Raw genomic sequence first — 24,597 nt, 5'->3', positions numbered from 1 at the left:
TCGCCGAACCCCGGAACCGGGACCCTTACGAAGCCTCTCGTTTGACCATATCGAGCACCGCCAGGTGGGAGAACACCATGCTGGTGCCGATCGGGTTGCCGCCGCCCGGGTAGGCGTAGCCGCTCGGCGCGGCCATGGTGTTGCCCGCCGCGTACAGCCCGGGAATCGGGTTGCCGGCGGTGTCGAGCACCTGGCCGGTGGTGTCGGTCCGCAGGCCGCCCTTGGTGCCCAGGTCGGAGATGCCGAACTTGGCGGCGTGGAACGGCGCCTTGTCGATCCGGACCATCGGGCAGGCGCCGCCGGAGAAGGCGCGATCGTAGGCCTCGTCGCCGCGGCCGAAGTCGGGGTCGGAGCCGGCGTCGGCGTATTCGTTGAACTGCTTGACGGTCGCGGCGAGCTGTTCGGCCGGGACCCCGATCTTGGCGGCCAGCTCCTCCAGGGTGTCCGCGGTGTGCCACAGCCCGGCGTCGACGTACTTCTCGGTCTCGACCATGGACACGTTGGTGGCTTTTATTGGAGGAACAACGCCGGCGGCTCCGCCTTCGCCGTCGTCGTAGATCATCCAGAACGGCAACGTCATCTCGCCCTTGGCCAGCCGGTCCACGACGACACGGCCGATGCGGTCGTACGCCGCGGACTCGTTGACGAACCGCTTGCCGTCCTGGTCGACGAAAATGCCGCCGGTGAACCACAGCGCGAACGCGCTGCGACCGTCCGGATGGGTCAGGCCGGGCGACCACCACGCCTGCTCCATGAGATCGGTGTCGGCGCCCACGGCGATGCCCGCCTCATGCGCCTGACCCAGATTTCCCCAGGGCCCCATGGTGTCTCGCGCCTCGCCGGGCACGCCGTACTTGTGCCGCAGCTCGTCGTTGCCCTCGAAGCCGCCGGCCGCGAGCAGCACACCATTGCGCGTCCTGATCGCCTTGCGGACCCCGTCGGTCTCGACAACGGCTCCGACGACGGCACCGTCCTCGGTGACCAGCTCGACCAGCGCGGTATTGAGTTGTGTTGCCGCCGAGGGGTATTGCTTCAGCGCCACCAGGAAGCGAGCGATCAGCGCGCGGCCGCCGATGAAGTAGTCGTCGGGCTGCGGGACGCCTAGCCGGTCGTTGTCGAGCGGGCCGCGCACCAATTCCTTGAATTCAGGCGCCTTTTCGATCTTCAGCGGACGGGCCGCGACGTGCCGCTGACCGTCCAGCCGGGCCTTGGGCATCTTCCCGAAGTAGTCCGGCCAGGGCAGCATGTCGAACTTGATGTTCGGATCGGCTTCCAGGTACTCCATGAGCGGTGCACCGCCCCGGACGTAGGTGTCCTGCAGCTCGCGCGGCGTCCGGTCGCCGACGACGGCGTGGTAGTACTCGAGCGCGTCCTCGATGGTGTCGTCGGTGCCGGCCCGCTGCAGCACAGGGTTGCAGGGGAACCACACGCCGCCGCCCCCGGAGTAGGCAGTGGTGCCACCGAACTTGTCGGTGGCCTCGACCAGCAGCACCTCGAGTCCCTCACGCGCGGCGGTATAGGCACCGGTGACGCCGCCGCCACCGGAGCCCGCCACCAGCACGTCAACCGTCGAGTCCCAGTCCGTCATGCCCAAACTCCCTATAGGTATCGCTGCCGTCCGTACTGCGTGAACTCATCGTCCAACGCGCGCTTGGCATCGTCGGACATCAGGCCGTAAACCGGTACGCCCCGACCCACCCAGCGGTACACCAGTTCGTCGGTGTGCCACTTGTCCGCCTGCAGCTCGCGCTTGAGCACCTTGTTGGAGCCGGTGACGGGCAGCGAGTCCGAGATCCGCAGGAACCGCGGCGTGCCCTTCTTACCCAGGTCGTCCTGGTCGTTCAGGTACTGCACGAACTTGTCGACGTCGAACAGGATCGGGTCGGCGACCTCGATGGCCGCCATCACCTGATCACCCGAGCGGGGGTCCGGCACCGCGTACACGCCGGCGGCGATCACCTCGGGATGACGCCGCAGCACGCGCTCGATGGACAACGCCGACGTGTTCTCGCCGTCGACGCGGATCCAGTCACCGCGCCGGCCGGCGAAGTAGATGAAGCCGTTCTCGTCGAGGTAACCGAGATCTCCGGTCCAGTACCAGCCGTTGCGGATCCGGTCGGCGTCGGCGGCGTCGTTCTTGTAGTAGCCCTCGAACTTCTTGGTGCCGAGCTTGTCGATGATCTCGCCGACGGCGTCGTCCGGGTTGAGGATGCGGCCGTGCCGGTCCAAAACCGCTGGGACGCACTCGATCATCGTTTCCGGGTTGACGATCGCGACGCCCGGATGGGCGGGCCGGCCGAGCGCTCCCTCGGGCTGGTTCGGGTCGAGTACGACGGCGCCGCCGCCCTCGCTGGAGCCGTACCCCTCGAAGAGCTCCGCGCCGAACCGGCGCTTGAAGTAGGCCTGGTCCTCCGGCGAGGCCTCGGTGCCGAAACCGCGATTGAGCTGGTTGTCGGCGTCGTCGGGCTGTTCGGGTGTGGCCAGCAGGTAGCCGAGCGCCTTGCCGACGTAGGTGAAGAACGTCGCGCCGAAGTAGCGCACGTCGGGCAGGAACCCGGACGCCGAGAAGCTCGGGGTCAGGCAGACGGTCGCGCCGACGGCCAGCGCCGGCGCCCACAGCGCCATGATGGCGTTGCCGTGGAACAGCGGCATGCAGCAGTAGTCGACGTCGTCGCGGACGTGGTTGAACTTGTCGACGGCCGAGTAGGCGATCCACGCCAGGCGGCCCTGGCTGCACTTGACGGCCTTCGACGCGCCGGTGGTGCCGGAGGTGAAGAGCAGCAACAACAACGACTCGGCGCCGACGCCCGGTGCCGCCGTGATTTGTGCACGATTTTCCGCGCCTGCCGCGGATTTTCGTGCACAAATCGCTTCTTGGTAGGCGGGGTCGTCGATGACGAGGATGCGGTCGGGTGTCAGGCCGAGGTCGAGTCCCGAAAGCCGTTCCCGCCCCGCCGAATCCGTGACGATCAGCTGACAGTCCGCATGCCGGACCTCGCCGGCCAGCTCCGCGTTGCCGCGCGTCGGGTTGATGCCGACGATCGTCGCCCCGGACAGGGCGGCACCGCCCAGCCAGAAGAGGAAGTCGGGCACGTTGTCCAGCAGCACGCCGATGTGGAAGGGGCCGTCAGCCCGTAGCTCGGCGGCGTATGCGCCGCGGGCGGCGGACTCGCGGACCACCTCGTCCCAGGTCCAGTCCTGGTCCCGGGTACGCAGCCCCAGCCGCTCGTCGCCGAGGCGGTCGAGCAGCAGGGTTGCGATGTCCTCGCGACGTTCAGGCATTGGCGGCGGCGGCGTTCTTCTGGTCGATGTACGCCTGCGGCAGGTCTGCCACGCCAAGCTTGGTGACGCTGACCGGGCCGGTCTGGTAGGCATCCTCGCCGACGATCAGGCCGTCGGCATCGATCGGCCAGTTGATGAGCTGACGGAACACGAGCAGGTAGTCGCCGTTGGGGTCTTCGACGTCGACGCCGATCGCCTGCGCGGACGCGCCCGGGTAGATCATCTTCATCCAGCCTTCGGTCATCACCAGATCATCGTCGACGGCAAGGCGATCGATCTCGAAGACGAGGTGATTGGCACCGCTGGCGACGAACGCCTCGTAGTACGCGCGCACACCCTCGGTGGTCTTCGGGCCCATATCGGTGTTGGCGTACCAGAAGTGGTAGTCCGGGTTCGGGGACAACGTGGCCATCAGGCGATCCATGTCCGGCACGGCCTCCGCCTTCATGTGTTCGAGCACGATGCTCAACACCTGGCGGTGGCGTTCGTTCGTCGTGCGCGACAGGCGTTCCTCCACCAGTTCCCAGGTCTTGGTGGGGTCGATGATGGCCATGTGGATACTCCTTGGGTCTGCGACTGAGCATGGGCTGTTCAGCGTGGTGTGGCCATCATCACGAACCGGGCCGGGCCCGGTCATCCGACGTACGTCGGCTTTTGCGCGCAAATTTCCCGACGAACGTCGGATGTAGCTAATCAGTGTCAGCCGTTGCCGAGGGCGATAACATGCGGATCTCCCGCGCGACAGGAGGTGCCCGGCCATGGCGCACGCGTTCCGCGATCCGCTCGAAGCGACCGAAGATCTGCGGCGGTCCCCCGTTCACCGCCATTTGCGGCTCAGCGTGGTGTGGCAGGAGCAGGGCGTCGCGATCCTGTCGATGCCGCTCGCGCCAGACCTCGAAGGCGTCGCGCCCGGCGGCATCCACGGCGGGATGCTGGCGACGCTCGCAGACGCCGCGTCCGGCTTCTGCCTCGAAGGCCTCTTCGACCTCGGAGCAGAAATCCCCGTCACCACCGACATGCACGTCCGCTACTACCGGCAGCCGCACGGCGGGCCACTCGTCGCCGAAGCCCAGGTGGTGAATGTCGGTCGCCGACTGCTGAGCTGTGAATGCTCGATCGTCGATGCCGCCGAGCGGGTGTTGGCCCGGTCCACGGCCACGTTCATGATCGTTCCGCTGGCGGGCTGACCCGGCTCAGTCCGTCAGCTCCGCCGACGACAACGCGATCCGCCGGATCATCAAGACCAGGGTCGCGGAGAACCGGTCCAGCGGATCGTCCATGTCCCAACCCAATTGGGATTCGATGTGCGCCAGCCGCGCGGCCACCGTGCTGTGGTGCACGTGCAGCTCCTCGGCCGTCCGCCGCAGGGACCCGAACACGCAGAACGCCTCGGCCGTCTCGACTTGCAGCCGGCCGGTGGGCGTCGCGGCGATCTCGTTGATGCGGGTCAGCGCGTGGCTGCCGCGGGTGGCCTCGGGGGGCAGCTCGGCCAGCAGCTCGAGCGCGCTGAGCCGCTCGTAGGCGACGGCACGCCGGCCGAAGCCGGTCGACGACGCGAACCGCAGCGCCCGCAACGCCTGCGCCCACGAGGTCGGCGCGGCGAACACGCCACCGGCCGCCCCGAGGCCGACCCACGGCCCCCGGTCGGCGCCGACCGGTAGCGGCGCCGGGAACGCGGTGACGATCGCCTGGTCCAGCTCGTCGGACAGCGCCCGGGTGTTGGTGCGGCCCTGGCACACCACCGCCGTCGCGGTACCCAAGTCCGCGGTCCGCACCGACACCGCGGTCAGGGCCGACGTGATGACCCGCAGCGCTTCCGGCGACGACTGCGCCGACACCGCGAGCACCCGGACCTCGCGGGACTCGTCGAGCCCCAGCAGCCTGATCGCCCGCGCCCGGTCTTCGGGACGCTCCCGGCTCGACAGCACCACCTCGACCAGCGCGGGGTCGCCGAAGCTCGGCGGCACCCGGGCACCGATGTCACCCAGCGTGTGCCGCACCCGGTCGAGCAGGACGCCGTCCAATGGGTGGGCCGGGGCGTCGCGCTCCAGCCAGACCTCCGGCGCCGCGCCGTCCCAGCGCACGTGGACGGGACACCCGGCGACGACCTGCGCCGCTTCCAGCACCCCGTCGACACCGGAGGCGTCGAGGTCGTCGAAGAACCGGACGAGCCGCAGTACCGACTCCGGGTCACTGCCCAGCTCGGACAACCGCAACGTGCTCACGCCGCCATTGTGGCAATGGTCAGAACTGCAGGACGCTGAACCGCCAGTCCAGTACCTGCCGGTCGGGGCCGTCACCGTCGACGGCGAACACCACGGACCGCAGATCGAGTGTCCCGCCGCGGCCCGGCGCCTCGTGCGCGGCTTCGACGTGCAGCTCGCTGTAGAGGGTGTCGCCCTCGTGCACGGGGCCGGTGTGGTCGCACGACTCCCAGCCCAGGACACCGACGATGTTCGGCAGGAGCCGGGTGGCTTGCGCCAATGCCAGGCCGATGGTGTGCCCGCCGTACACCAGGCGGCTGCCGGCCACACGCGAATCATGATGCGTGGCAGCGATGTTGAGCGTCAGGCGGGCCAGTTCCGGGGCGCTGCTGACGACGTCGGCCGTGCTGGTGATCACCTGGCCGGCGAGCTCCGGGTCGAAATTGTGGCCGGGCACCGCGGAGCGCCAGGCGTCGGCATTCCATCCCGCGGCGGGGTCGGGCAGGCCGGGAGCGGTGGTGCCGATGATGCTGAGGTCGTCGGCGTGGCCGGTGTCGTCGGCGTCGTCGCGCAGCGGCAGCATGGCGCACCGGTGGAAGTCGAGCACCGTGCGGCCGTCCTGGTCGATGGTGATCATGCGCAGGGCGGCCAGACCCGTGCGCGGCCTGCCTGGTTTTGCTGAATTCTGCTTGAGGCCAACGACTTCGGTGCGGGTGGTGATGGTGTCGCCGATGTGCGGGAAGCGGTGGAACCGCAGCCCGCGGTAGAACAGATTCGCCTTGACCCGGCGGGTCACCAGGGTCGACTGACCGATCGCGACGTCGCACACGAGCGCCGGATGCGCCAATGCCCGCGGTGATCCGGTGACCGCGGCGGTCAACGCGGCATCGAGCGGCAGCCGCATCCGGTCGCCGAGGATGGCCTGGTGCACTGCCGCGGCGCCGTCGGTGAGCGTCATCCCGGGCGCCCAGTCGAAAACCTGACCTATGCTGAGGTCCTCGAAAAACGGTCCGCCAGTGGGCACGTCAGCCAGAGTACTTCTCGATCAGCGATTGCTTGTACAGCTTGCCCGTGTCGGTCCGCGGCAATTGTTCTTCGAACGAGATGGACCGCGGGCACTTGTAATGCGTCAGCCGGTCTCGCAACCAGCCCAGCAGCTCCACACCGAACTCCTCGGTGCCGTCGGCCGGATCCACGGTCTGCACAACCGCTTTCACGCTCTGGCCCATCTCGGCATCCGGAATGCCGAACACCGCGGCGTCCATCACCTTGGGATGCGTGACGAGGACGTTCTCCGCTTCCTGCGGGTAGATGTTCACCCCGCCACTGATGATCATGTGATGCCGACGGTCGGTCAGGTAGAGGTAGCCCTCCTCGTCGAGGTAACCGATGTCGCCGACGGTCGCCCAGCCGTGCGCATCCCTTGAGGCCGCGGTCTTTTCGGCATCGTCCAGGTACTCGAAGGTGTTCCCGCCCTCGAAGTAGATCTCGCCGGGCACGCCCTGCGGCTGCTCGTTGCCCTCCTCGTCGAGGATGTGCAGGACGCCCAGCATCGGCTTGCCGACCGACCCGGGGTGCGTCAGCCAGTCCTCGGCCGTGATCAGGGTGGAGCCGATGGCCTCGGAGGAGGCGTAGTACTCGTCGACGATCGGACCCCACCAGTCGATCATCTGCTTCTTGATCTCCACCGGGCACGGCGCGGCGGCGTGCATGACGCGCTTGAGCGACGACAGATCATACGAATCCCGCACGGACTGCGGCAGTTTCAGCATCCGGGTGAACATCACGGGCACGAACTGGCCATGCGTGACGCCGTAGCGTGCGATGGCGTCCAGACAGCCCTCGGCGTCGAACTTCTCCATCACGACCGTGGTGACGCCCTCGGCCTGAATCTGCATCGACCACACCGACGGCGCCGTGTGGTACAGCGGCGCCGGGCTCAGGTAGACGGCATCCTTGGGGAGCCAGAAGCTCATCAGCATCTTCATGAGCCCGGGCACCTCGGCCGGCGGCAGGTGCGTCAGCTCGCGCTTGATGCCCTTCGGGCGCCCCGTCGTGCCCGACGAGTACTGCAGCAGGTCGCCTTCGATCTCGTCGTCGATCGGCGTATCGGGATAAGCCGCAACGCATTCCGGGTAGCGGTCCCAGCCCGGCAGCTCGCCGTCGGCGATCATGAGCAGCTTGGGCAGCCCGCCCGTGAGGTGCTCGGCCAGACCGGCACACGTGTCGCTGAGAGCCGCTGAGCCGATCACCGCGGCGGCTCCGCTGTTCTCGATGATGTAGGCGGCTTCGGCCGGCGTCAGGTGGATGTTGATCGGCACGTAGTACAAGCCGCTGCGCCGCGCACCCCACATCGCCGCGTGCATGTGCTCGTTGTTCTCCATCAGGATGGCAACGACGTCACCCTCGACCAGCCCGTTGGCCCGGAAATGATGAGCCAGCCGGTTGGCCCGGGCCTCCAGCTCGTCGAACGTCACCACCGTGCCGGACGGGTGCAAGATGACGGCCGGTTTCCCACTGCCCACGTGCTGGCGAATCTGCATGACGGCACTCTACGACAGGTGACTTGACACCTGTCAAGAAGGCGGACGGGCGGAATCCTGCGACTTCAACAACCACTCGGCGACGGCCGGCATCGCCCGGAAGACGGCCGATATTCTGCTATTCCTGCAACTTTGGCAAACTCTCAGCAAATCGCCAGAAGTAGCTGTAGTCGACATATTTTGCAGATCTATGCGACTATCTGTCGATGTCGTGAGCTTGCGACTGTGATTTTGGCAAAGTTTGAGTGACGCCGACCGGAGGTCGCGATGGCCACATTCGACTACCTCGTGGTGGGCGCCGGGACGGCAGGCTGCGTACTCGCCAATCGCCTGTCCGCCGATCCCCGCAACCGGGTACTCCTCATCGAAGCCGGTGGCCGGGCGCGTAGCCCGTATCTTCGCGTCCCCAAACTCGGCAGTCGCCTGTTCGGCGACCCGCGGTACATCTGGCAGCACCAGACCATCCCCCTCGGCCCCCACGGCACCACTGAATTCTGGCCGCGCGGCAAGGTTCTCGGCGGATCGAGCTCGGTCAACGGCATGGTCTACAACCGAGGCCAGAAAGCCGACTTCGACGAACTGGAAAAGCTGGGCAATCGCGGCTGGGACTGGGACAACATCCTGGCCGCGTACCGAAGCTTCGAACACAACACCATCGGCCAGTCATCCACGCGCGGTTTCGGCGGTGAACTGGCGATCAGCGTCGTCCGCGACCCCGATCCGCTCGCGCTGACCACGATCGCCGCCGGTACCCGCCTGGGCATGCGCCCGCTCGGCGACCTGAACGAAACGGACGAACCGCGCATCGGGCTTTCGCCCGCGACCATCCACAACGGCAGGCGCGTCAGCGCCGCCACCGCATTCCTGGACCCGGTGCGCGCCCGCCCCAACCTGCAGGTGCTCACCGGCGCGACGGCAGAGCGACTGGAGTTCACCCGCGGCCGGGCCACGGGTGTGGTGATCCGGATCGACGGGCTGTCGACGGTGGTCCGGGCGAATCGCGAAGTGATCCTCACCCTCGGCGCCCTCGGATCACCAAAACTGTTGCAGCTCTCCGGAATCGGGCCCAGCGAGGTACTCGCGGACGCCGGCGTGCCGCGCTACCTGGAGCGCTCGAACGTCGGGCGGCGCATGCGGGATCACCGGACGCTCGTGAACACCTACCGGCTCAATCGGAACATCGGGCACAACCGGCACCTGGCGACCACCTGCGGCAAGGTTCGGTCCACGATCCGGTATGCCGCCGGCGGCCGCGGACCGCTGGCCGCACCGACCGGCGACGTGCTCGCGTTCTTCAAGACCGGACCCGACCAGCCGCGCGTCGACGGACAGATGCTCGTCACCGCGCTGACACTGGCCGGCGCCGGCGGCAGCGTCGAGCGTCTACCCGGCCTGTCCTGTATGGGCGAGATTCTCCGGCCGACGTCGGAAGGCGCCGTCTGGATCAGCTCACCCGATCCGGACCACCCCTTGATGATCGACCCCAACTATCTGGCCACCGCCCACGACCGGACCGCTGCCATCGGGGTGCTGCGCACCATGCGCGAGGTGTTCCAGCAGTCGCCCATCGCCGACCTCATCGCCACGGAGCTGACGCCCGGCCCCGACACCCAATGCGATGACGAGCTCCTGCACGCCGCGATGACGCAGGGGCTCACCGGGTTCCACGCGATCGGCACCTGCGGCATGGGACCGGACGACGGCGACATCGTCGATGACCAGTTGCGGGTCCGCGGCATCGACGGACTACGGGTGGCCGACCTGTCGATCATGCCGATCATGGTGTCCGGCAACACAAATGCGCCCGCCATGGCGATGGCGGCGCGAGCCGCCGACCTCATCCTGGACACCCCGGTTCGCGCCGGTCAGCACCGCGGTCACCGACCGACGATCGACAGCTCCCGGCCGTCGAACCGCACGCCGTCGACGTCGTGGTCGCCGGCACTGAACGGTGCCCGCAGCGTCGCGACGATGTGACGACGGTTGATGATCAAGCCCACCACCGTCAGCGCACCGTAAACGCCGCACAGCAGCAGGCGGCCGGTGGTCGACGTGATCGGGAACTGCACCACGAACAACGCCAACAGCAGCCACGCCGTCGCCCGGTGGAACCGCAGCGACAGGATCAGCGCGACGCCCATCATGGTCTGGGTGGCCGTCAGCAGCACCTCCTCGACCTGCCGACCGTCGAGAACCAGCTCGGTGCCGCCACCACCGGCCAGGTAGGCGATGGGCAGCGAGCCCATCAGCAGCGTCCACTGGTTGACCTTGGACGAGATGAGGGTCGCGATCGCCGCGGTGCTCTTGCCCCGCGAGGCGAAGATGGTCGCGATGATGAACTCCGGCGCCTCCGAGGCCAGCGGCGCGAGCCACTGCACCAGCAGGAAGCGGTCGACGCCCAGCTCGGTACCGGCGTTGATCAGGCTGTTCGCGAACGGCTCCGCGCACATCAGGATGACAGCGCCCGACACCGCGAACAACGTCACGACGGTGATGCGGCGGGCCCGGTCCGGCAGCGCGCCGATGGCCGCCGCGGTACCGACGAGCTCGGGCTCCTCCGGCTCGCCGCGGGTGAGTTTGTACAGGTAGAAGCCGAACCACGCCAGCAGTGCCACACCGAGCACGAGGTGGATGCGGCCGGTCGTCGGGATGATGAACGCGACGAGTCCGGCGATGAGCAGGAAACCCAGCTCGACGCGGTTGCCGGGTTCCAGCGCCAGCATCGATTTGCTGGTCTTATCGGCCGACATGCGCTGTGCGACATACAGGCCGACGATCACCACGACCGGCCAGCCGATACCCATGAGCAGCCGGTTGGAGCCGGTCATGTTGGCAGCGGCGTATTGAACGTACTCGGCGTTGTGGCCGGCGACGTAGGCGTAGTAGAGGTCGACGGCATATTCGGGCAGCACCGCGATCAGGGCCAGAACGGCGATGGCGAGGCCGCCGGACACGTCGACCTGCGCCGCTTCGGCCGCCCAGGCCAGCACGAAGCTGGCGGCGACGACAGCCGCGCCGTAGGCCAGCAGCGAGACGACGGGGTTCGGGTGCACGCCGGCGAGGCGCAGCGCCACCGCCGGGAGAACGAACGCAGCGGCCAGCAACAGGGATCGCACAAGCGGCCGACGCATGGTCGGTCGGGCTGATCGGGTGCTGGTCACGCCGCTGACGTTAGCCGCCCAAAACGACGCCAGCAACTTAGTGTTGCTACGAATTAGGTTCAGCTTGCAACGCTGAATTTGCTGGTCAGCGTTGTGAACCTTTTGAGTTCGGCTACCCTAACTTCATTGTGTGGCTAACCCTGTTCGAGGGCGCCGGGGAGCCGTCGAGCGCGGACAGGGCCGTCGACCGTCCTCGCTGACCCTGTGGCCAGGGTCCTCGCCACTCTCACTTTCCCGCCCCCAGCGCAGAGTCAACCGTCTGGCCACGTTCACCCTGCGCCCAGGGTCCTCGCCACTCGCACTTTCCCGCCCCCACCGCAGGATCAACGAAGAGGCGCGGCGAAGTAGCCGCAAATACACACAACCCCCGATCTCCTGGGAGACCGGGGGTTGTGTGGTTGCGTGGGATAGCGCCTTAGGCCTCTTCAGCCAAGCGGTGCTTGAGGGCGTCGAACTCGTCCTTGATGCCGGTCGGCAGCTTCTCGCCGACGAACTCGAACCACTCTTCGATCAGCGGCAGCTCGTTCTGCCACTCGTCGACACGCACGGCCAGCGCCTCGTCGACGTCGGCGGCCGACACGTCCAGACCCGCCAGGTCCAGGTCAGCGGCGGTGGGAACAATGCCGATCGGGGTGCTCTTGCCCTCGGCCTGGTGCTCGATGCGCTCGATGGCCCACTTCAGCACGCGGCTGTTCTCGCCGAAGCCCGGCCACAGGAAGCGGCCGTCGTCGCCACGGCGGAACCAGTTGACGAAGAAGATCTTCGGCATCTTGGACTCGTCGGCGTTCTTGCCGATGTTGATCCAGTGCTGGAAGTAGTCACCGACGTGGTAGCCGAGGAACGGCAGCATGGCCATCGGGTCGCGGCGCACGGTGCCGACCTTGCCCTCGGCGGCGGCGGTCTGCTCGGAGCCCAGGGTGGCGCCGATGAACACGCCGTGCTGCCAGTCGCGGGCCTGCGTGATCAGCGGCACGGTCGTCTTGCGACGGCCACCGAACAGGATCGCCGAGATCGGCACACCCTGCGGGTCGTCCCACTCGGGGGCGACCGACGGGCACTGCGAGATCGGGGTGCAGTAGCGCGAGTTCGGGTGCGCCGCTTTGGTTTCCGTCTCGCGCAGGATCCAGTCCTGGCCCTTCCAGTCGATGAGGTGCTCCGGCTCGCCTTCCAAGCCCTCCCACCAGACGTCACCGTCGTCGGTCTTGGCGACGTTGGTGAAGACGGTGTTGCCGGCGGCGATGGTCTTCATGGCGTTCGGGTTCGACGACCAGTTGGTGCCCGGCGCGACGCCGAAGAAGCCGAACTCGGGATTGACGGCGTACAGGCGGCCGTCCTTGCCGAAGCGCATCCAGGCGATGTCGTCACCGACGGTCTCGGCGCGCCAGCCCGGGATGGTGGGCTGCAGCATCGCGAGGTTGGTCTTGCCGCAGGCCGACGGGAACGCCGCAGCGATGTAGTACGCCTTGTTCTCCGGGGAGATGAGCTTGAGGATCAGCATGTGCTCGGCGAGCCAGCCCTCGTCGTGCGCCATGGCCGAGGCGATGCGCAGCGAGTAGCACTTCTTGCCCAGCAGCGCGTTGCCGCCGTAACCCGAGCCGTAGCTCATGATCTCGCGGGTCTCGGGGAAGTGGGTGATGTACTTGGTCTCGTTGCAGGGCCACGGCACGTCGGCCTGGCCCGGCTCCAGCGGCGCACCGAGCGAGTGCAGCGCCTTGACGAAGAAGCCGTCGTCACCGATCTTGGCCAACGCCTTGGCGCCCATGCGGGTCATGGTGCGCATCGAGACGACGACGTACTCCGAGTCGGTGATCTCGACGCCGAGCTTGGGATCCTCGGCGTCCAGCGGGCCCATGCAGAAGGGCACGACCCACATGGTGCGGCCGCGCATGGAACCGCGGTAGAGGTCGGTCATGATGCCGCGCATCTCGGCCGGGTCCATCCAGTTGTTGGTGGGGCCGGCGTCCTCTTCGCGCTCCGAGCAGATGAAGGTGCGCGACTCGACACGGGCGACGTCAGACGGATCCGACAGTGCGAGATACGAATTCGGCTGCTTGTCTTCGTTCAGCTTCTGGAACGTGCCGGCGGCGACGAGGTGAGCGGCGAGGCGGTCATACTCCTCTTCCGAGCCGTCGGCGAACATCACCCGGTCGGGCTGAGTCAGCTCCGCAACTTCACGCACCCAGGCGAGCAGCCCGGCGTGATTGGTCGGAGCGGCGTCGAGACCGGGAATGGTCGCTGAGGTCATCAAATTCTCCTGCTCGCAAATCGCAGCTATACCTCTTTAGAGGTTAACGTGAGTGACATACAAGTGGACAATCGGGCCGCTGTCCGATCTCTCACAAGAACGATTCAGAAAGCCCAATCGGCGCTCCTGAACCCGCAGGTAATGCGTTTGAGGGCGCCGACGGGCGGTTACTCGTCAGTAGCGCGACGGCCTCGATGGGCACAATTCGTAAAGCGGTCAATTTTTCGTTTTGTGATGTGCGGACGCCAAGCCCGCCTGCGCCTCCAGTAATCGGTACGCCAGTTCCTCTTCACTCGCCTGCCGCGCCGCCGCGACGGCGGTCCCGACCCACCGGTCCAGCACCGCCCGCCGGTGCAGCCGGGCGCGGCCGCCGATGACCGCCACGGTCAGCACCAGACCGAGCGCCAATCCCACGAGACCGCCGACGCCGTCGGGCACCCCGGCCAGCCCGGTCGCCATCCTGGCCAGCCCCAGTGCCGCGCCGAGACCGAAACCCGCGCCCAGTACGAGCCCCAGCCACATCTCGTCCGGGCGCTGGGCCGGCACCGGCCCGGGGACGACGGGCACCGGCCACCGGTCGGCAGGCCCGGGAGCGCCCAGCGCGAGGGCGGTGTCGTCGCGGAGCCGCTCGGCCACCTCGGCCAACCGCTCGCGGGCACCGGCTTCGAAACTCCCGGCCGCGGCCCGCCGGGACGGCACCCGGGCGAGCAGATCGGCATGCAGGTCGCCGTATCGCCGACGGGAGTCGCGGACCAGCTCCAGCCGGATGCGCTGCAGTTCCAGCCGGGACGTCACCGGCCCCGCACCGGCGCGCGCGAGCAGCCGCAACGACCCCCGGCTGACGTCTGCGGCACAGCGACGGTGCAGGTCAGAGGGGGTACGACGGCCATAGCGTCGCCAGTGCAGCGCCCGCCGCAGGTGGGCGTCGGGGTCCATGGCGGCGTCGACCACCAATCCGTCGGCCGCCAGCGCTGCCGTCGCCGCGGCGGTCCGCAGGGCCGCTATCGCGTCGGACGCCAACCACCGGTACACCCGATCGTCGTCCAATTCGCTTGCCACCCAGTCAATCTCGCCCAGGACGGCACAGATCGACCGGTACCGGCCGGCGGCGTCGCCCACATCGGGGCCCACGACGACGTGCGCCAGCCCCGGCACCTCGTCCGTCAGCCCCCGCAGAGCAGCTGTGAACCGCTGCCAAAGATCCCCCGACACCACGTACCCCCGGTGTTCTTCCCACCACCCCACCCGAAGCCATCGTCGCACCTCCGCGCCGGTGTGACCGACGCCGTTTTCCAGGCAACTGTTGGGTATCAATCTGCACCACGATGCGGGCTCTCACAGCCGAATGAGAGACGATGGACGGATGTATGCCCAGCGCGAGGACGACGCTGCCTCGTCGGCCGGCGCCTCGGCGGCCGAAAACGAACCGGCCGCCGAAACCACCGCCGCGCCCACCCACCAGCACCGCCGCGTCACCAGCTTCCGGTCCCGCCGCTCGAGCCTGTCCACCAAGCAACAGAGCACCTGGGACCGACGGTGGCCTGAGCTGGGCAAAGTCGCCCGCTCGGACGACGGCGAGCCCGCCCCGCTGATCGACACCGCCGCCTGGTTCGGCCGCACCGCGCCCGTGGTGCTGGAGATCGGTAGCGGCACCGGCATCTCGACGCTGGCCATGGCACAGGAGGAACCACACCTCGACGTCATCGCGGTCGAGGTCTACCGCAAGGGCCTGGCCCAGCTGCTCGGCGGCGTCGACCGGGCCGGCCTGACGAATGTGAGATTCGTCCGCGGTGACGGCGTCGATGTGCTGGAACACATGATCGCCCCGGGCGCCCTCACGGCGGTGCGGGTGTTCTTCCCGGATCCGTGGCCCAAGGCCCGCCACCACAAGCGCCGGCTGCTGCAGGCCGAGACGGTGGCGCTCATCTCCAGCCGGCTCAGGCCCGGCGGCATCCTGCACGCGGCCACCGACCACGCCGACTACGCGGTGCAGATCGCCGAAGTGGGCGACGCCGAGCCGACACTGAAGCGCACGTCGGCCGACGCCGACCTGCCGATCTCCGTCCAGCGGCCCACGACCAAATATGAGGCGCGGGGCATGCGGATGGGCAGTCCCATCACCGAGCTCATCTGGGAGAAGCCCGAGTGACGATCACCGAGGCCATCCCACAGGTCAAGCCCTACCCGCCCACCCCGCCGCCGGGCCCCCGGCCGCACCGGGTGCTGCTGGTCTGGGACGCACCGAACCTCGACATGGGCCTCGGGTCGATCCTCGGCGGCCGTCCGACCGCCGCCCACCGGCCCCGCTTCGACGCGCTGGGCCGCTGGCTGCTGGCCCGCACCAGCGAGATCGCGAACGGCCGGCGTCCGGACCAGCCGCCGGTGTCCCTGGAGCCCGAGGCGACCGTCTTCACCAACATCGCCCCCGGTAGCGCCGACGTCGTGCGCCCCTGGGTGGAGGCCCTGCGTAACGTCGGTTTCGCGGTGTTCGCCAAGCCGAAGACCGACGAGGACAGCGACGTCGACAGCGACATGCTGGCGCACATCGCGCTGCGCCGCAGCGAGGGTCTGGCCGGCATCTATGTGGCCTCTGCCGACGGCCAGGCGTTCCGCCAACCGCTCGAGGACATCGCTCACGACGGCACTCCCGCGACCGTCGTCGGATTTCGCGAACATGCCAGTTGGGCGTTAGCGTCGGATACCTTGGACTTCGTCGACCTGGAAGACATCCCTGGTGTCTTCCGGGAGCCGCTGCCGCGAATCGGCCTGGATTCGCTGCCTGATCAGGGCGCCTGGCTGCAGCCCTTCCGGCCGTTGTCCGCGCTGCTGAGCTCGCGCGTTTAGGAAAAACTACAGATGACGTGTGCGGTGGCTGAAAATGGCAACCTCTTAGAGAGTGCCTTTGAGCAGGACTTTATGCAGATAATCGTGAGGAGCTGACGTGTTCGCCTGGTGGGGTCGAACGGTGTACCGATTCCGATACATAGTGATCGGTGTCATGGTCGCACTGTGCCTTGGTGGCGCCGTGTACGGGTCCAGTCTCGGCGAGCATGTCACGCAGAGTGGCTTCTACAACGAGGGCAGCGAGTCCGTCGCCGCGTCGGTGCTCGGTGACGAGGTCTACGGCCGCGACCGGACCAGCCTCGTGGTGGCCATCCTGACGCCGCCCGACGACAAGAAGATCACCGACCCGGCGTGGCAGAAGAAGGTCAGCGGCGAGCTGGACACCTTCGTCAACGACCACAAGGACAAGGTGGTCGCCTGGGTCGGCTGGCTGAAAGCGCCCAGCGACGGCCTGAAGAAGATGACGACGCAGGACCTGCGGCACACCTTCATCACCGTCCCGCTCAAGGGCGACAACGACGACGCAATCCTGAAGAACTACCAGGCCGTCGCCCCTGACCTGTACAAGGTCAACGGCGGCAACATCAAGCTGGCCGGTCTGGAGCCGCTCGCGAGCGAGCTGACCGGCACCATCGGCACCGACCAGAAGCGCGCCGAGCTGGCGATCGTGCCGCTCGTCGCGGTCGTGCTGTTCTTCGTGTTCGGTGGCGCCATCGCTGCCGCACTGCCCGCGATCATCGGTGGTCTGACCATCGGTGGCGCGCTCGGCATCCTGCGGTTCACCGCCGAATTCGGGCCGGTGCACTTCTTCGCCCAGCCCGTCGTCACCATGATGGGCTTCGGTATCGCCATCGACTACGGCCTGTTCATCGTGAGCCGGTTCCGAGAAGAACTGGCCGAGGGCTACGACGTCGAGGCCGCGGTCCGAAGATCCGTCATGACCTCGGGCCGGACCGTCGCGTTCTCCGCGGTGATCATCGTCGCGTCGTCGCTGCCGCTGCTGCTGATCCCGCTGGGCTTCCTGCGGTCCATCACCTACGCGATCATCGCGTCGGTGCTGCTGGCCGCGTTCCTGTCGAACACGGTGCTGCCCGCGGTGCTGGGCATCCTCGGCACCAACGTCGACGCCCTGGGCGTGCGCACCCTGCTGAAGGTGCCGTTCCTGGCCAACTGGCCGTTCTCGCGCAAGATCATCGACTGGTTCGCCGAGAAGACGCAGAAGACCAAGACCCGCGAAGAAGTCGAGAAGGGCTTCTGGGGCAAGTTGGTCAACGTCGTGATGAAACGGCCGCTGGCGTTCGCCGTACCGATCACCATCGGCATGATCCTCCTGGTCATCCCGCTGGGACAGCTGGCCCTCGCCGGTATGAGCGAGAAGTACCTGCCGCCGGACAACTCGGTCCGGACCGCGCAGGAGGAGTTCGACCAGCTCTTCCCCGGCTTCCGCACCAACGCCCTGACCCTCGTCATCAAGAGTGACAACGGCCAGCCCGTCACCGATCAGCAGATCGCCCAGGTGCGGGCAAATGCCGGCACCATCAGCGGGTTCGTGACGCCGGACGGCAACGACAAGTCGAAGATGTGGGCCGAGCGGACCTACCAGGAGGGCGGCAGCAAGGACCCGTCCGTCCGGGTGCTGTCCAACGGCCTCATCAACAGCGGTGACGCCGGCGAGAAGATCAACGAACTGCGCGCCCTGCAGGAACCGCACGGCGTCCAGGTGATGGTCGGCGGCACCCCGGCGCTGGAACAGGACAGCATCAGCACGCTGTTCGAGAAACTGCCGCTGATGGTCGCGATCCTGGTGATCACCACGACCGTCCTGATGTTCCTGGCGTTCGGCTCGCTGGTGCTGCCCATCAAGGCCGCCCTGATGAGCGCCCTCACCCTCGGCTCGACGATGGGCATCCTGACCTGGATGTTCGTCGAGAACGGGCACGGGTCCGGGTTGATGAACTACACCGCGCAGCCACTGATGGCACCGATGATCGGCCTGATCATCGCGGTCATCTGGGGTCTGTCGACCGACTACGAGGTCTTCCTGGTGTCCCGCATGGTGGAGGCCCGCGAGCGCGGCATGTCCACCGCCGAGGCCATCCGGATCGGTACCGCCACCACGGGCCGCCTGATCACGGGTGCCGCGCTGGTGCTGGCCGTCGTCGTCGGCGCCTTCGCGTTCTCCGACCTGGTGATGATGAAGTACCTGGCATTCGGTCTGCTGATGGCGCTGTTGCTCGACGCCACCGTCATCCGCATGTTCCTGGTGCCGGCCGTCATGAAGCTGCTCGGCGACGACTGCTGGTGGGCGCCGCTGTGGATGAAGCGGGTCCAGCAGAAGCTGGGTCTCGGCGAGACCGAGCTGCCGGACGAGCGCAAGCGTCCCGCGGTCCGCGAACCCGAAGATCCGCGTGCCCTGGTCGGCTCCGGTGCTCCGGTCCGGCCGCCGCACGATCCGACGCATCCGGCCGCCGGCCAGCGCGCCGTGCCGACCCGGATCAACCCGGGCCAGCCACAGCCGCCGAGTCAGGCACCGACCAACCGGATGCCGAGTGCTCCGCCGCAGCCGCCGGCTCCGCAGGCCCCGCCCGCGGTGCCGGAGGCTCCGTCCACCGAGCCCGCGACCACGCGGTTCAGCGCCGCCAAGGGCGCCTTCCGCAACGTGGTGTCGAATGTGACGCGCGCCGTCACCCCGCAGAACGGGGACCCGACGCCGCCGACCACCGCGATCGGCGACCCGGCGACCACCGCCTTCGGTCCGGCCTCCGAGCCCGCCACCACGGCGTTCCGCGCGCCGGGCGCGGCCCGTCCCGCCGAGCCGGGCCAGGGTCAGGGCGCCAGCGGCAACCGGGAAATCGAGTCGTGGCTCGGGCAGCTGCGCGGCAACATCAGCGCTTCCGGGCCGCAGATTCAGACGCCGTCAGACGCGCCCGGCGATCAGGGCAACGAGCCGACCACGGCGTTCCGCGCCCAGCCGGCCGACGCTCCCGACGCCACCGAGAAGATCGATACCGCTGAAACCCAGCGGCGCGGTACCGGCGGCGGGGTCAGCGCTGCGGATCTGCTGCGCCGGGAGGGCCGTCTGTAGCAGGCGGCGTGGCCCCTTGCGACACCGTCGCGGCGGCCACGGGCCCGGCTTCGGCGAGTAGTTCGGCTTGTTCGGCGTCCGGATCGCTGGCGACGAGCACGCGGATGGCGCTGTTGAGGAACGCGACGATCGGCACGGCGATCAGTGCGCCGATGATGCCGGCGGTGACCCCGCCACCGGCGATCGCCAGCACGACGGCGAGCGGGTGGACGGACACCGCGCGGCCCATCACGATGGGCTGCAGCACGTGGGCCTCCAGCTGCTGCACCGCGATGATCAGGCCGAGCGCGATCAACGCGTAGATCCAGCCCTTGGCGATCAGCGCCACCACCACTGCCACGAAACCGGTCAGCACGGCACCGACCAGCGGGACGAACGCGCCCAGGAACACCAGGGATGCCAGCGGCAGGGCCAGGGGCACTCCCATGATCGCCAACCCGGTGCCGATGCCGACGGCATCGACCAGAGCGACCACGAACGTCGCGCGGACATACCCGATCAGCGAGCCGAATCCGGCCCGGCCGGCATCCCGCACCCGGTCCCGGACCGTGGCCGGGAAGATCCTGGTGACAAAGGCGTAGATGTCGCGGCCGCCGTGCAGCAGGAAGATCAGGGTGAACAGGACCAGCAGCATCCCGGTGATGATCTCGGTGAGCGCGCCGGCGGTGGAGAAGACCCCGCTGGTCAGCTTGGCCTGATTGTTCTTCAGGGCGTCGATGGCGGTCTGCCCGACGCTGTTGATCTGATCGCTGCTCAGATGCAGGATCGGGCCTTCGGTCAACCATTTACGAGCGCCGTCGATGCTCTTGGCCACCTGCTCGACCAGCGCCGGGGCGCCGTCGATGAACTGGAAGACGACGAACGTCAGGATGCCGCCCATCACCACGATGGAGCTCAGCAGCATCACCGCGACGGCCGCACCGCGCGGCAGTCCGCGCCGGGTCAGCAGGTCGACCGCCGGCAGCAGGAACGCCGATGCCAGCGTCGCCAGCAGCACCGGGACCACGATCACCTCGAGCTTGACGACGACCCACAGCACGGCGAGCACCGCGCCGAAGATCGCCAACAACCGCCATGACCAGGCTGCGGCTTTACGTACCACTGGATCGACCGCTGCGTCGGCTTGTGACATGGGCGCCAGCGTAACGCCGCGGGATGACGCCGGGGGGTTGCGCAATGCGCCCGCACACGGCGCGCCGTACACGACACGCCGTTTACTCTGTATGCGTGTCACACGACGCGTCGACCGACCCTTGGACGGCCGCCCGGCCGCAGGGTCGGCCCCGCGGCAAGTACTGGTGGCTGCGCTGGGTTCTCATCGGCATCGCCGTCGTCGTGCTGACTGTCGAGGTCGTGATGGTTTGGGAACAGCTGGCCAAGGCGTGGCGCAGCCTGTTGTCGGCGACGTGGTGGTGGGTCGCCGCCGCGGCCGTCGCGGCCCTGGCCTCGATGCACAGCTTCGCGCAGATTCAGCGCACCCTGCTCCGGTCCGCCGGGGTCCAGGTCAAGCAGTTGCGGTCCGAGGCCGCGTTCTACGCCGGCAATGCGCTGTCCACGACGCTGCCGGGCGGCCCGGTGCTGTCGGCCACGTTCGTCTACCGCCAACAGCGGCTGTGGGGCGCCTCGCCGTTGGTGGCCTCGTGGCAGCTGGTGATGTCCGGGGCACTGCAAGTGGTCGGCCTGGCCCTGCTGGGCCTGGGCGGGGCATTCCTGCTCGGCGCGAGCAAGAACCCGCTGTCACTGATCTTCACGATCGGCGGTTTCGTGGCGCTCCTGCTGCTGGCCCAGACCGTCGCCGCCAATCCGCAGCAGATCGACGGCATCGGCGTGCGGCTGCTGTCGTGGTTCAACTCGCTGCGCGGTAAGCCCGCCGACACCGGCCTGGACGGCTGGCGCCGCACCCTGAATCAGCTGGAGTCCGTGAGCCTGAGCCGCCGGACCCTGACCGTCGCATTCAGCTGGTCGCTGTTCAACTGGATCGCCGACGTCGCGTGCCTGGCCTGCGCGGCGTACGCCACGGGCGGGCATCCGTCGCTGGCAGGTCTGACGGTCGCGTACGCCGCGGCGCGCGCCGTCGGGGCGATTCCCCTGATGCCGGGCGGGCTGCTCGTGGTCGAGGCGGTGCTGGTGCCCGGCCTGGTGTCCAGCGGCATGACGCTGGCGGCGGCCATCTCGACGATGCTGATCTATCGGCTGGTCAGCTGGATCTTCATCTCGGCGATCGGCTGGGTGGTGTTCTTCTTCCTGTTCCGCACAGAGAAGGACTTCGACCCGGACGCGCCCGAAACCCCGGCCCCCGCACCGGGTGCGCCGCCCGGCGGCCCCGAGACGTCGCATGATTCCGGGTAGCCGGCCGGCGGCGGCACTGCTGCTCGCCGCCGCGCTGACGTCCTGTACGGCGGTACCGAAATCGGTCGAGTCTTCCTCTCCCCCAACGGCTTCCGCGGGCGCCGAGCCGATCGTCACGCCCGTCCTCGTCGACGTCGTGGCCGAGCCCGTCCCCGTCCCGGCGACCGACGGGAAAGTACATCTCGCGTACGAGCTGCTGCTCACCAACACCTCACCCGAGCCCGTGACGGTGGATTCGATCGCAGCCGTGGGACCCGCCGGGCCGCTGCTACAACTGTCCGGCGCCGGCCTCGCCTACTGGACGCGGACCATGGGCACCCGGGTCAGCACCAACGATCTCGGCCCCGGGCAGCGGTCGATCGTCTGGCTGGACGTCAAACTGGACGCGGGAAGTGCGGTACCCCACCTTTCGCACCGCGTGGTGGTCAAGGTGCCCAAGCCGATGCCGCCGCTCGTACCGCCGGTGGTCACCGAGAACGTCGCGCCCATGTCGGTGTCCGACCACAAGCCCGTCGTACTCGACCCGCCGTTGCGCGGCTCCGGCTGGCTCGACGCCAACGGCTGCTGCGACATGACGCCGCACCGAATGGCCCTCAACCCGATCGACGGAAAGCTCTGGGCCGCAGAACGATTCGCCATCGACTACGAGCAGCTACGGGCCGACGGGCAGCTGTTCAGCGGGGACCGCGCGAAGACCGACAGCTACCTGTACTTCGGCTCCGACGTGCACGCCGTCGCGGACGGCCCGGTGGTGGCGGTTCTCGACGGCCTGCCCGAGCAGGTGCCCGGCGTCGACCCGACCGGCCTCACACTGGCGCAGTACGGCGGCAACCACGTCGTCCAGGACATCGGGAACGGCAACTTCGCCTTCTACGCGCACCTGAAGACCGGCACCGTCAAGGTCAAGCCGGGCGACCGACTGACCTCCGGGCAGGTGCTGGGCAACGTCGGCAACACCGGCAATTCCAGTGCGCCACACCTGCATTTCCACGTGATGAGCGCATCCGATCCGCTGCGCGCGGACGGCCTGCCCTTCGTCTTCCGCTCGTTCAAGCTCACCGACCGACTGGCCAACATGGCCGCCGTCGACGCACTGGAGGCCGGCGGTCCCCCGCGGCTGGAACCCGGCTTCACCGCCCGAGCCGAAAACAATGTCAGCCCACTGAATCTGGACGTGATGACCTATGACAACTGAGCAGGCCACCGGAAATCGCAGCGCCGCACTGGCTTTCTTCACCGACGTGGTGTTGGTGGTGATCTTCTGCGCCATCGGCCGGCGCAGTCACGCCGAGGGCATCACCGTGGCCGGCGTGGCGCACACGAGCTGGCCGTTCCTCACCGGAACCGTGGCGGGCTGGGCGCTATCGCGGGGCTGGCGCCGCCCGGCGGCGCTGAACCCGACCGGTTTGGTGGTCTGGGTCAGTACCGTCGTGATCGGCATGCTGCTGCGCAAGGCCTCGGCTCAGGGCGTCGCGGTGAGTTTCGTGATCGTGGCCTCGACCGTCACCGCCGTCTTCCTGCTCGGCTGGCGCGGCCTGGCTCGCCTCCGCAAGTGATTTGTGCACGAAAATCCGCGCCTACCGCGGATTTTCGTGCACAAATCCCGGGTTAGCGGGCGGCGGGGCCGGGGATGCCGCAGCGGTCGCGGATGTCCTTCAGCGGCTGACGGATGCCCTGCAGCTCCGCCTTGGTCTGCGGGTTGGCGGCCAGGTACTGCTTGACCTTGGCGTGCGCCTGGTCCTTCGACAGGCCCCGAAGGCTGGTGAAGAAGTCGTTCACGTCCGGGTGGGTGAACAGGTAGGCGGAGGTCGAGGCCTCGACGCCTGACTTGACGCCGGCGATGTCCGCAGAGGTGCAGTTGGGTGGCAGGTCGGCGAGGGCCGACGGCACGGCACCGAACAGCATGCTGCCGGCGACCGCGCCGGCGCCGATGAAACCGGCAACAACGCGTCGCTTGGCCAGAGCGGAGAGCATCATGTGGTCAAACCCCTTCGTCGAGAGCTTCGAAGTCGGCGACCAGTACCGATGCCGACACTGGAAGCTAATCAGAAAGTGCGACGACTTTCGCGGGGTGCCGCATCACGAACTCGTGGCGCGGCCGGAACTACCGCGCGGCGGGTGCCGACACAGCCTGAGCCGCGGGCACAGAGCCCGTCGCCGTCGTCACGCCGGGCAGGGTGGGCGTGAACGGCACGGCGCCGGGCACGCTCGGCATGGCCGGCAACGTGGCGGGCAGACCGCCCTGCTGCGCCTGCATCAGTCCCATCAGCTGCGGCAGCGTCAACGGCAGCTTGCACTGGGAGGACAACGTCACCAGCGGCGCCTGGAGGTTCTGCAGCGCGGCGCCTTCCTGCGGGTTGGCGTCGAAGTAGGCCTTGAGCGCCACCAACGACTGCGGACCGGGCTGCTGCTGCGAGATGTTCGTCAGCGTCTGGTTGGCGACCGGGTGCGCATCCAGGTAGGTGCCGGTCGAGGTGGCCACCATGCCGATGGTCTTGGCGACCTGGCTGGCCGCGCACGGATCCTGGCCCGCACCGGCCGACGGCGCCCCGAACGACGTCACCATCACACCGCCGAGTGCGGTTACAGCGAACGTCCCGGCAAGCCCGCGGCGAACCGCGACACTGGTGGTCTTCATGGCAAATCTCCTCACCGGTTTACGAGCCAGAGACGGCCATGTAAACACTCGGCAAACACTGGTTTCCCGGGGTAGCGCCGATGGCGGCGCCGGCCTCATCCGGGATTCGGCTCCCGCCATCTTGCCATCGCGGCGAGGGCGGTGCCCAATCCACACAGCAAACATCCAGGTCACTGCGGTGTTCAAACCTGGCGCCGAAGCCCGCCGACGGCCTCCGACAACGTTGCCGGCGGGGCCGGCAGTGGC

The 24,597-nt window shown here is 68.2% G+C and carries 20 protein-coding genes; 8 read left to right on the top strand and 12 right to left on the bottom strand.

The window, feature by feature from the left end:
• Positions 1-25 precede the first annotated feature (25 nt).
• From H289_RS0124190 to H289_RS0124180, 3 genes are read right to left on the bottom strand one after another with little or no spacing between them, the layout of a single operon-like run.
• Positions 26-1,588, bottom strand: coding sequence for an FAD-binding protein (locus H289_RS0124190; protein ID WP_020103425.1), 1,563 nt, complete (start codon positions 1,586-1,588; stop codon positions 26-28).
• A gap of 11 nt (positions 1,589-1,599) precedes the next feature.
• Positions 1,600-3,282: a steroid-22-oyl-CoA synthetase gene (gene casI, locus H289_RS0124185; protein WP_020103424.1), complete on the bottom strand. Its 1,683-nt coding sequence runs from the start codon at positions 3,280-3,282 to the stop codon at positions 1,600-1,602.
• On the bottom strand, positions 3,275-3,835 hold the full coding sequence (locus H289_RS0124180; protein ID WP_020103423.1) for a nuclear transport factor 2 family protein: 561 nt from the start codon (positions 3,833-3,835) through the stop codon (positions 3,275-3,277). The genes casI and H289_RS0124180 overlap by 8 nt, the downstream gene beginning before the upstream one ends.
• 205 nt (positions 3,836-4,040) lie before the next feature.
• Here H289_RS0124180 and H289_RS0124175 point away from each other — a divergent pair, with 205 nt between their 5' ends.
• Positions 4,041-4,469 (top strand): PaaI family thioesterase, encoded by a 429-nt coding sequence (locus tag H289_RS0124175; protein ID WP_020103422.1) that lies wholly within the window; start codon positions 4,041-4,043, stop codon positions 4,467-4,469.
• 6 nt (positions 4,470-4,475) lie between these two features.
• Here the strand turns inward: H289_RS0124175 and H289_RS0124170 are convergent, their stop codons facing one another.
• From H289_RS0124170 to fadD4, 3 genes are read right to left on the bottom strand one after another with little or no spacing between them, the layout of a single operon-like run.
• A complete protein-coding gene (locus H289_RS0124170; RefSeq protein ID WP_020103421.1) occupies positions 4,476-5,507 on the bottom strand; it encodes a PucR family transcriptional regulator in 1,032 nt (343 codons plus the stop codon).
• 19 nt (positions 5,508-5,526) lie between these two features.
• Entirely contained in the window at positions 5,527-6,510 is a 984-nt protein-coding gene (locus H289_RS0124165) for a MaoC family dehydratase (protein ID WP_353582954.1), read from the bottom strand.
• Between the two features lies 1 nt (position 6,511).
• Positions 6,512-8,029: a fatty-acid--CoA ligase FadD4 gene (gene fadD4 / locus H289_RS0124160; protein WP_020103419.1), complete on the bottom strand. Its 1,518-nt coding sequence runs from the start codon at positions 8,027-8,029 to the stop codon at positions 6,512-6,514.
• A gap of 267 nt (positions 8,030-8,296) precedes the next feature.
• Between fadD4 and H289_RS0124155 the strand changes: the two genes are divergently transcribed.
• A complete protein-coding gene (locus H289_RS0124155) occupies positions 8,297-10,006 on the top strand; it encodes a GMC family oxidoreductase (protein WP_020103418.1) in 1,710 nt (569 codons plus the stop codon).
• Here H289_RS0124155 and H289_RS31225 read toward each other — a convergent pair.
• The 3 genes from H289_RS31225 to H289_RS0124140 form a co-directional block, all read right to left on the bottom strand.
• Entirely contained in the window at positions 9,907-11,160 is a 1,254-nt protein-coding gene (locus H289_RS31225) for a calcium:cation antiporter family protein (RefSeq protein ID WP_051128575.1), read from the bottom strand. The two genes, H289_RS0124155 and H289_RS31225, sit on opposite strands and share 100 nt — an antisense overlap.
• A 445-nt stretch (positions 11,161-11,605) precedes the next feature.
• Complete coding sequence (locus tag H289_RS0124145; protein ID WP_020103416.1) at positions 11,606-13,435, bottom strand: phosphoenolpyruvate carboxykinase (GTP); 1,830 nt, start codon at positions 13,433-13,435, stop codon at positions 11,606-11,608.
• 216 nt (positions 13,436-13,651) lie between these two features.
• A complete protein-coding gene (locus tag H289_RS0124140) occupies positions 13,652-14,647 on the bottom strand; it encodes a hypothetical protein (protein ID WP_155944249.1) in 996 nt (331 codons plus the stop codon).
• Positions 14,648-14,780: 133 nt separating this feature from the next.
• Here H289_RS0124140 and trmB point away from each other — a divergent pair, with 133 nt between their 5' ends.
• From trmB to mmpL3, 3 genes are all read left to right on the top strand, one after another.
• Positions 14,781-15,584: a tRNA (guanosine(46)-N7)-methyltransferase TrmB gene (gene trmB, locus H289_RS0124135; protein WP_029105677.1), complete on the top strand. Its 804-nt coding sequence runs from the start codon at positions 14,781-14,783 to the stop codon at positions 15,582-15,584.
• Between the two features lie 14 nt (positions 15,585-15,598).
• Positions 15,599-16,279, top strand: a complete 681-nt coding sequence (locus H289_RS0124130; RefSeq protein WP_225433812.1) for an NYN domain-containing protein — start codon at positions 15,599-15,601, stop codon at positions 16,277-16,279.
• A 97-nt stretch (positions 16,280-16,376) separates the two neighbouring features.
• Positions 16,377-19,364, top strand: a complete 2,988-nt coding sequence (mmpL3, locus tag H289_RS0124125) for a trehalose monomycolate exporter MmpL3 (RefSeq protein ID WP_029105676.1) — start codon at positions 16,377-16,379, stop codon at positions 19,362-19,364.
• On the opposite strand, the gene H289_RS31220 is transcribed toward mmpL3, so the two are convergent.
• Entirely contained in the window at positions 19,324-20,496 is a 1,173-nt protein-coding gene (locus H289_RS31220) for an AI-2E family transporter (protein WP_036421339.1), read from the bottom strand. The genes mmpL3 and H289_RS31220 overlap by 41 nt on opposite strands.
• A 95-nt stretch (positions 20,497-20,591) precedes the next feature.
• Between H289_RS31220 and H289_RS0124115 the strand changes: the two genes are divergently transcribed.
• Genes H289_RS0124115 through H289_RS0124105 form a run of 3 tightly spaced genes read left to right on the top strand, consistent with a single transcriptional unit; the run spans position 20,592 to position 23,269 of the window.
• Positions 20,592-21,713, top strand: coding sequence for a lysylphosphatidylglycerol synthase transmembrane domain-containing protein (locus H289_RS0124115; RefSeq protein WP_020103410.1), 1,122 nt, complete (start codon positions 20,592-20,594; stop codon positions 21,711-21,713).
• Positions 21,700-22,908 (top strand): M23 family metallopeptidase, encoded by a 1,209-nt coding sequence (locus H289_RS0124110; protein ID WP_029105675.1) that lies wholly within the window; start codon positions 21,700-21,702, stop codon positions 22,906-22,908. The genes H289_RS0124115 and H289_RS0124110 overlap by 14 nt, the downstream gene beginning before the upstream one ends.
• On the top strand, positions 22,898-23,269 hold the full coding sequence (locus tag H289_RS0124105) for a DUF3054 domain-containing protein (protein ID WP_020103408.1): 372 nt from the start codon (positions 22,898-22,900) through the stop codon (positions 23,267-23,269). Before H289_RS0124110 ends, H289_RS0124105 begins: the two co-directional genes overlap by 11 nt.
• 52 nt (positions 23,270-23,321) lie before the next feature.
• On the opposite strand, the gene H289_RS0124100 is transcribed toward H289_RS0124105, so the two are convergent.
• Positions 23,322-23,690 carry a heme-binding protein gene (locus H289_RS0124100; protein WP_020103407.1) on the bottom strand — a complete coding sequence of 123 codons (369 nt, stop codon included), beginning with the start codon at positions 23,688-23,690 and terminating at the stop codon, positions 23,322-23,324.
• A 127-nt stretch (positions 23,691-23,817) separates the two neighbouring features.
• Entirely contained in the window at positions 23,818-24,351 is a 534-nt protein-coding gene (locus H289_RS31215; protein ID WP_020103406.1) for a hemophore, read from the bottom strand.
• Positions 24,352-24,597: the final 246 nt, after the last annotated feature.

The organism is Mycobacterium sp. 360MFTsu5.1, assembly GCF_000383495.1.
Taxonomy (GTDB): domain Bacteria; phylum Actinomycetota; class Actinomycetes; order Mycobacteriales; family Mycobacteriaceae; genus Mycobacterium; species Mycobacterium mucogenicum_B.
This window is presented reverse-complemented; position numbering and strand designations above follow the sequence as displayed.

Excerpts from the sequence above, each read along its gene's own strand:
- H289_RS0124190 (WP_020103425.1), bottom strand. The coding sequence starts at position 1,588 with ATGACGGACTGGGACTCGACGGTTGACGTGCTGGTGGCGGGCTCCGGT.
- casI (WP_020103424.1), bottom strand. The coding sequence starts at position 3,282 with ATGCCTGAACGTCGCGAGGACATCGCAACCCTGCTGCTCGACCGCCTC.
- H289_RS0124180 (WP_020103423.1), bottom strand. The coding sequence starts at position 3,835 with ATGGCCATCATCGACCCCACCAAGACCTGGGAACTGGTGGAGGAACGC.
- H289_RS0124175 (WP_020103422.1), top strand. The coding sequence starts at position 4,041 with ATGGCGCACGCGTTCCGCGATCCGCTCGAAGCGACCGAAGATCTGCGG.
- fadD4 (WP_020103419.1), bottom strand. The coding sequence starts at position 8,029 with ATGCAGATTCGCCAGCACGTGGGCAGTGGGAAACCGGCCGTCATCTTG.
- H289_RS0124155 (WP_020103418.1), top strand. The coding sequence starts at position 8,297 with ATGGCCACATTCGACTACCTCGTGGTGGGCGCCGGGACGGCAGGCTGC.
- H289_RS31225 (WP_051128575.1), bottom strand. The coding sequence starts at position 11,160 with ATGCGTCGGCCGCTTGTGCGATCCCTGTTGCTGGCCGCTGCGTTCGTT.
- H289_RS0124145 (WP_020103416.1), bottom strand. The coding sequence starts at position 13,435 with ATGACCTCAGCGACCATTCCCGGTCTCGACGCCGCTCCGACCAATCAC.
- trmB (WP_029105677.1), top strand. The coding sequence starts at position 14,781 with ATGAGAGACGATGGACGGATGTATGCCCAGCGCGAGGACGACGCTGCC.
- H289_RS31220 (WP_036421339.1), bottom strand. The coding sequence starts at position 20,496 with ATGTCACAAGCCGACGCAGCGGTCGATCCAGTGGTACGTAAAGCCGCA.
- H289_RS0124110 (WP_029105675.1), top strand. The coding sequence starts at position 21,700 with ATGATTCCGGGTAGCCGGCCGGCGGCGGCACTGCTGCTCGCCGCCGCG.
- H289_RS0124105 (WP_020103408.1), top strand. The coding sequence starts at position 22,898 with ATGACAACTGAGCAGGCCACCGGAAATCGCAGCGCCGCACTGGCTTTC.
- H289_RS0124100 (WP_020103407.1), bottom strand. The coding sequence starts at position 23,690 with ATGATGCTCTCCGCTCTGGCCAAGCGACGCGTTGTTGCCGGTTTCATC.
- H289_RS31215 (WP_020103406.1), bottom strand. The coding sequence starts at position 24,351 with ATGAAGACCACCAGTGTCGCGGTTCGCCGCGGGCTTGCCGGGACGTTC.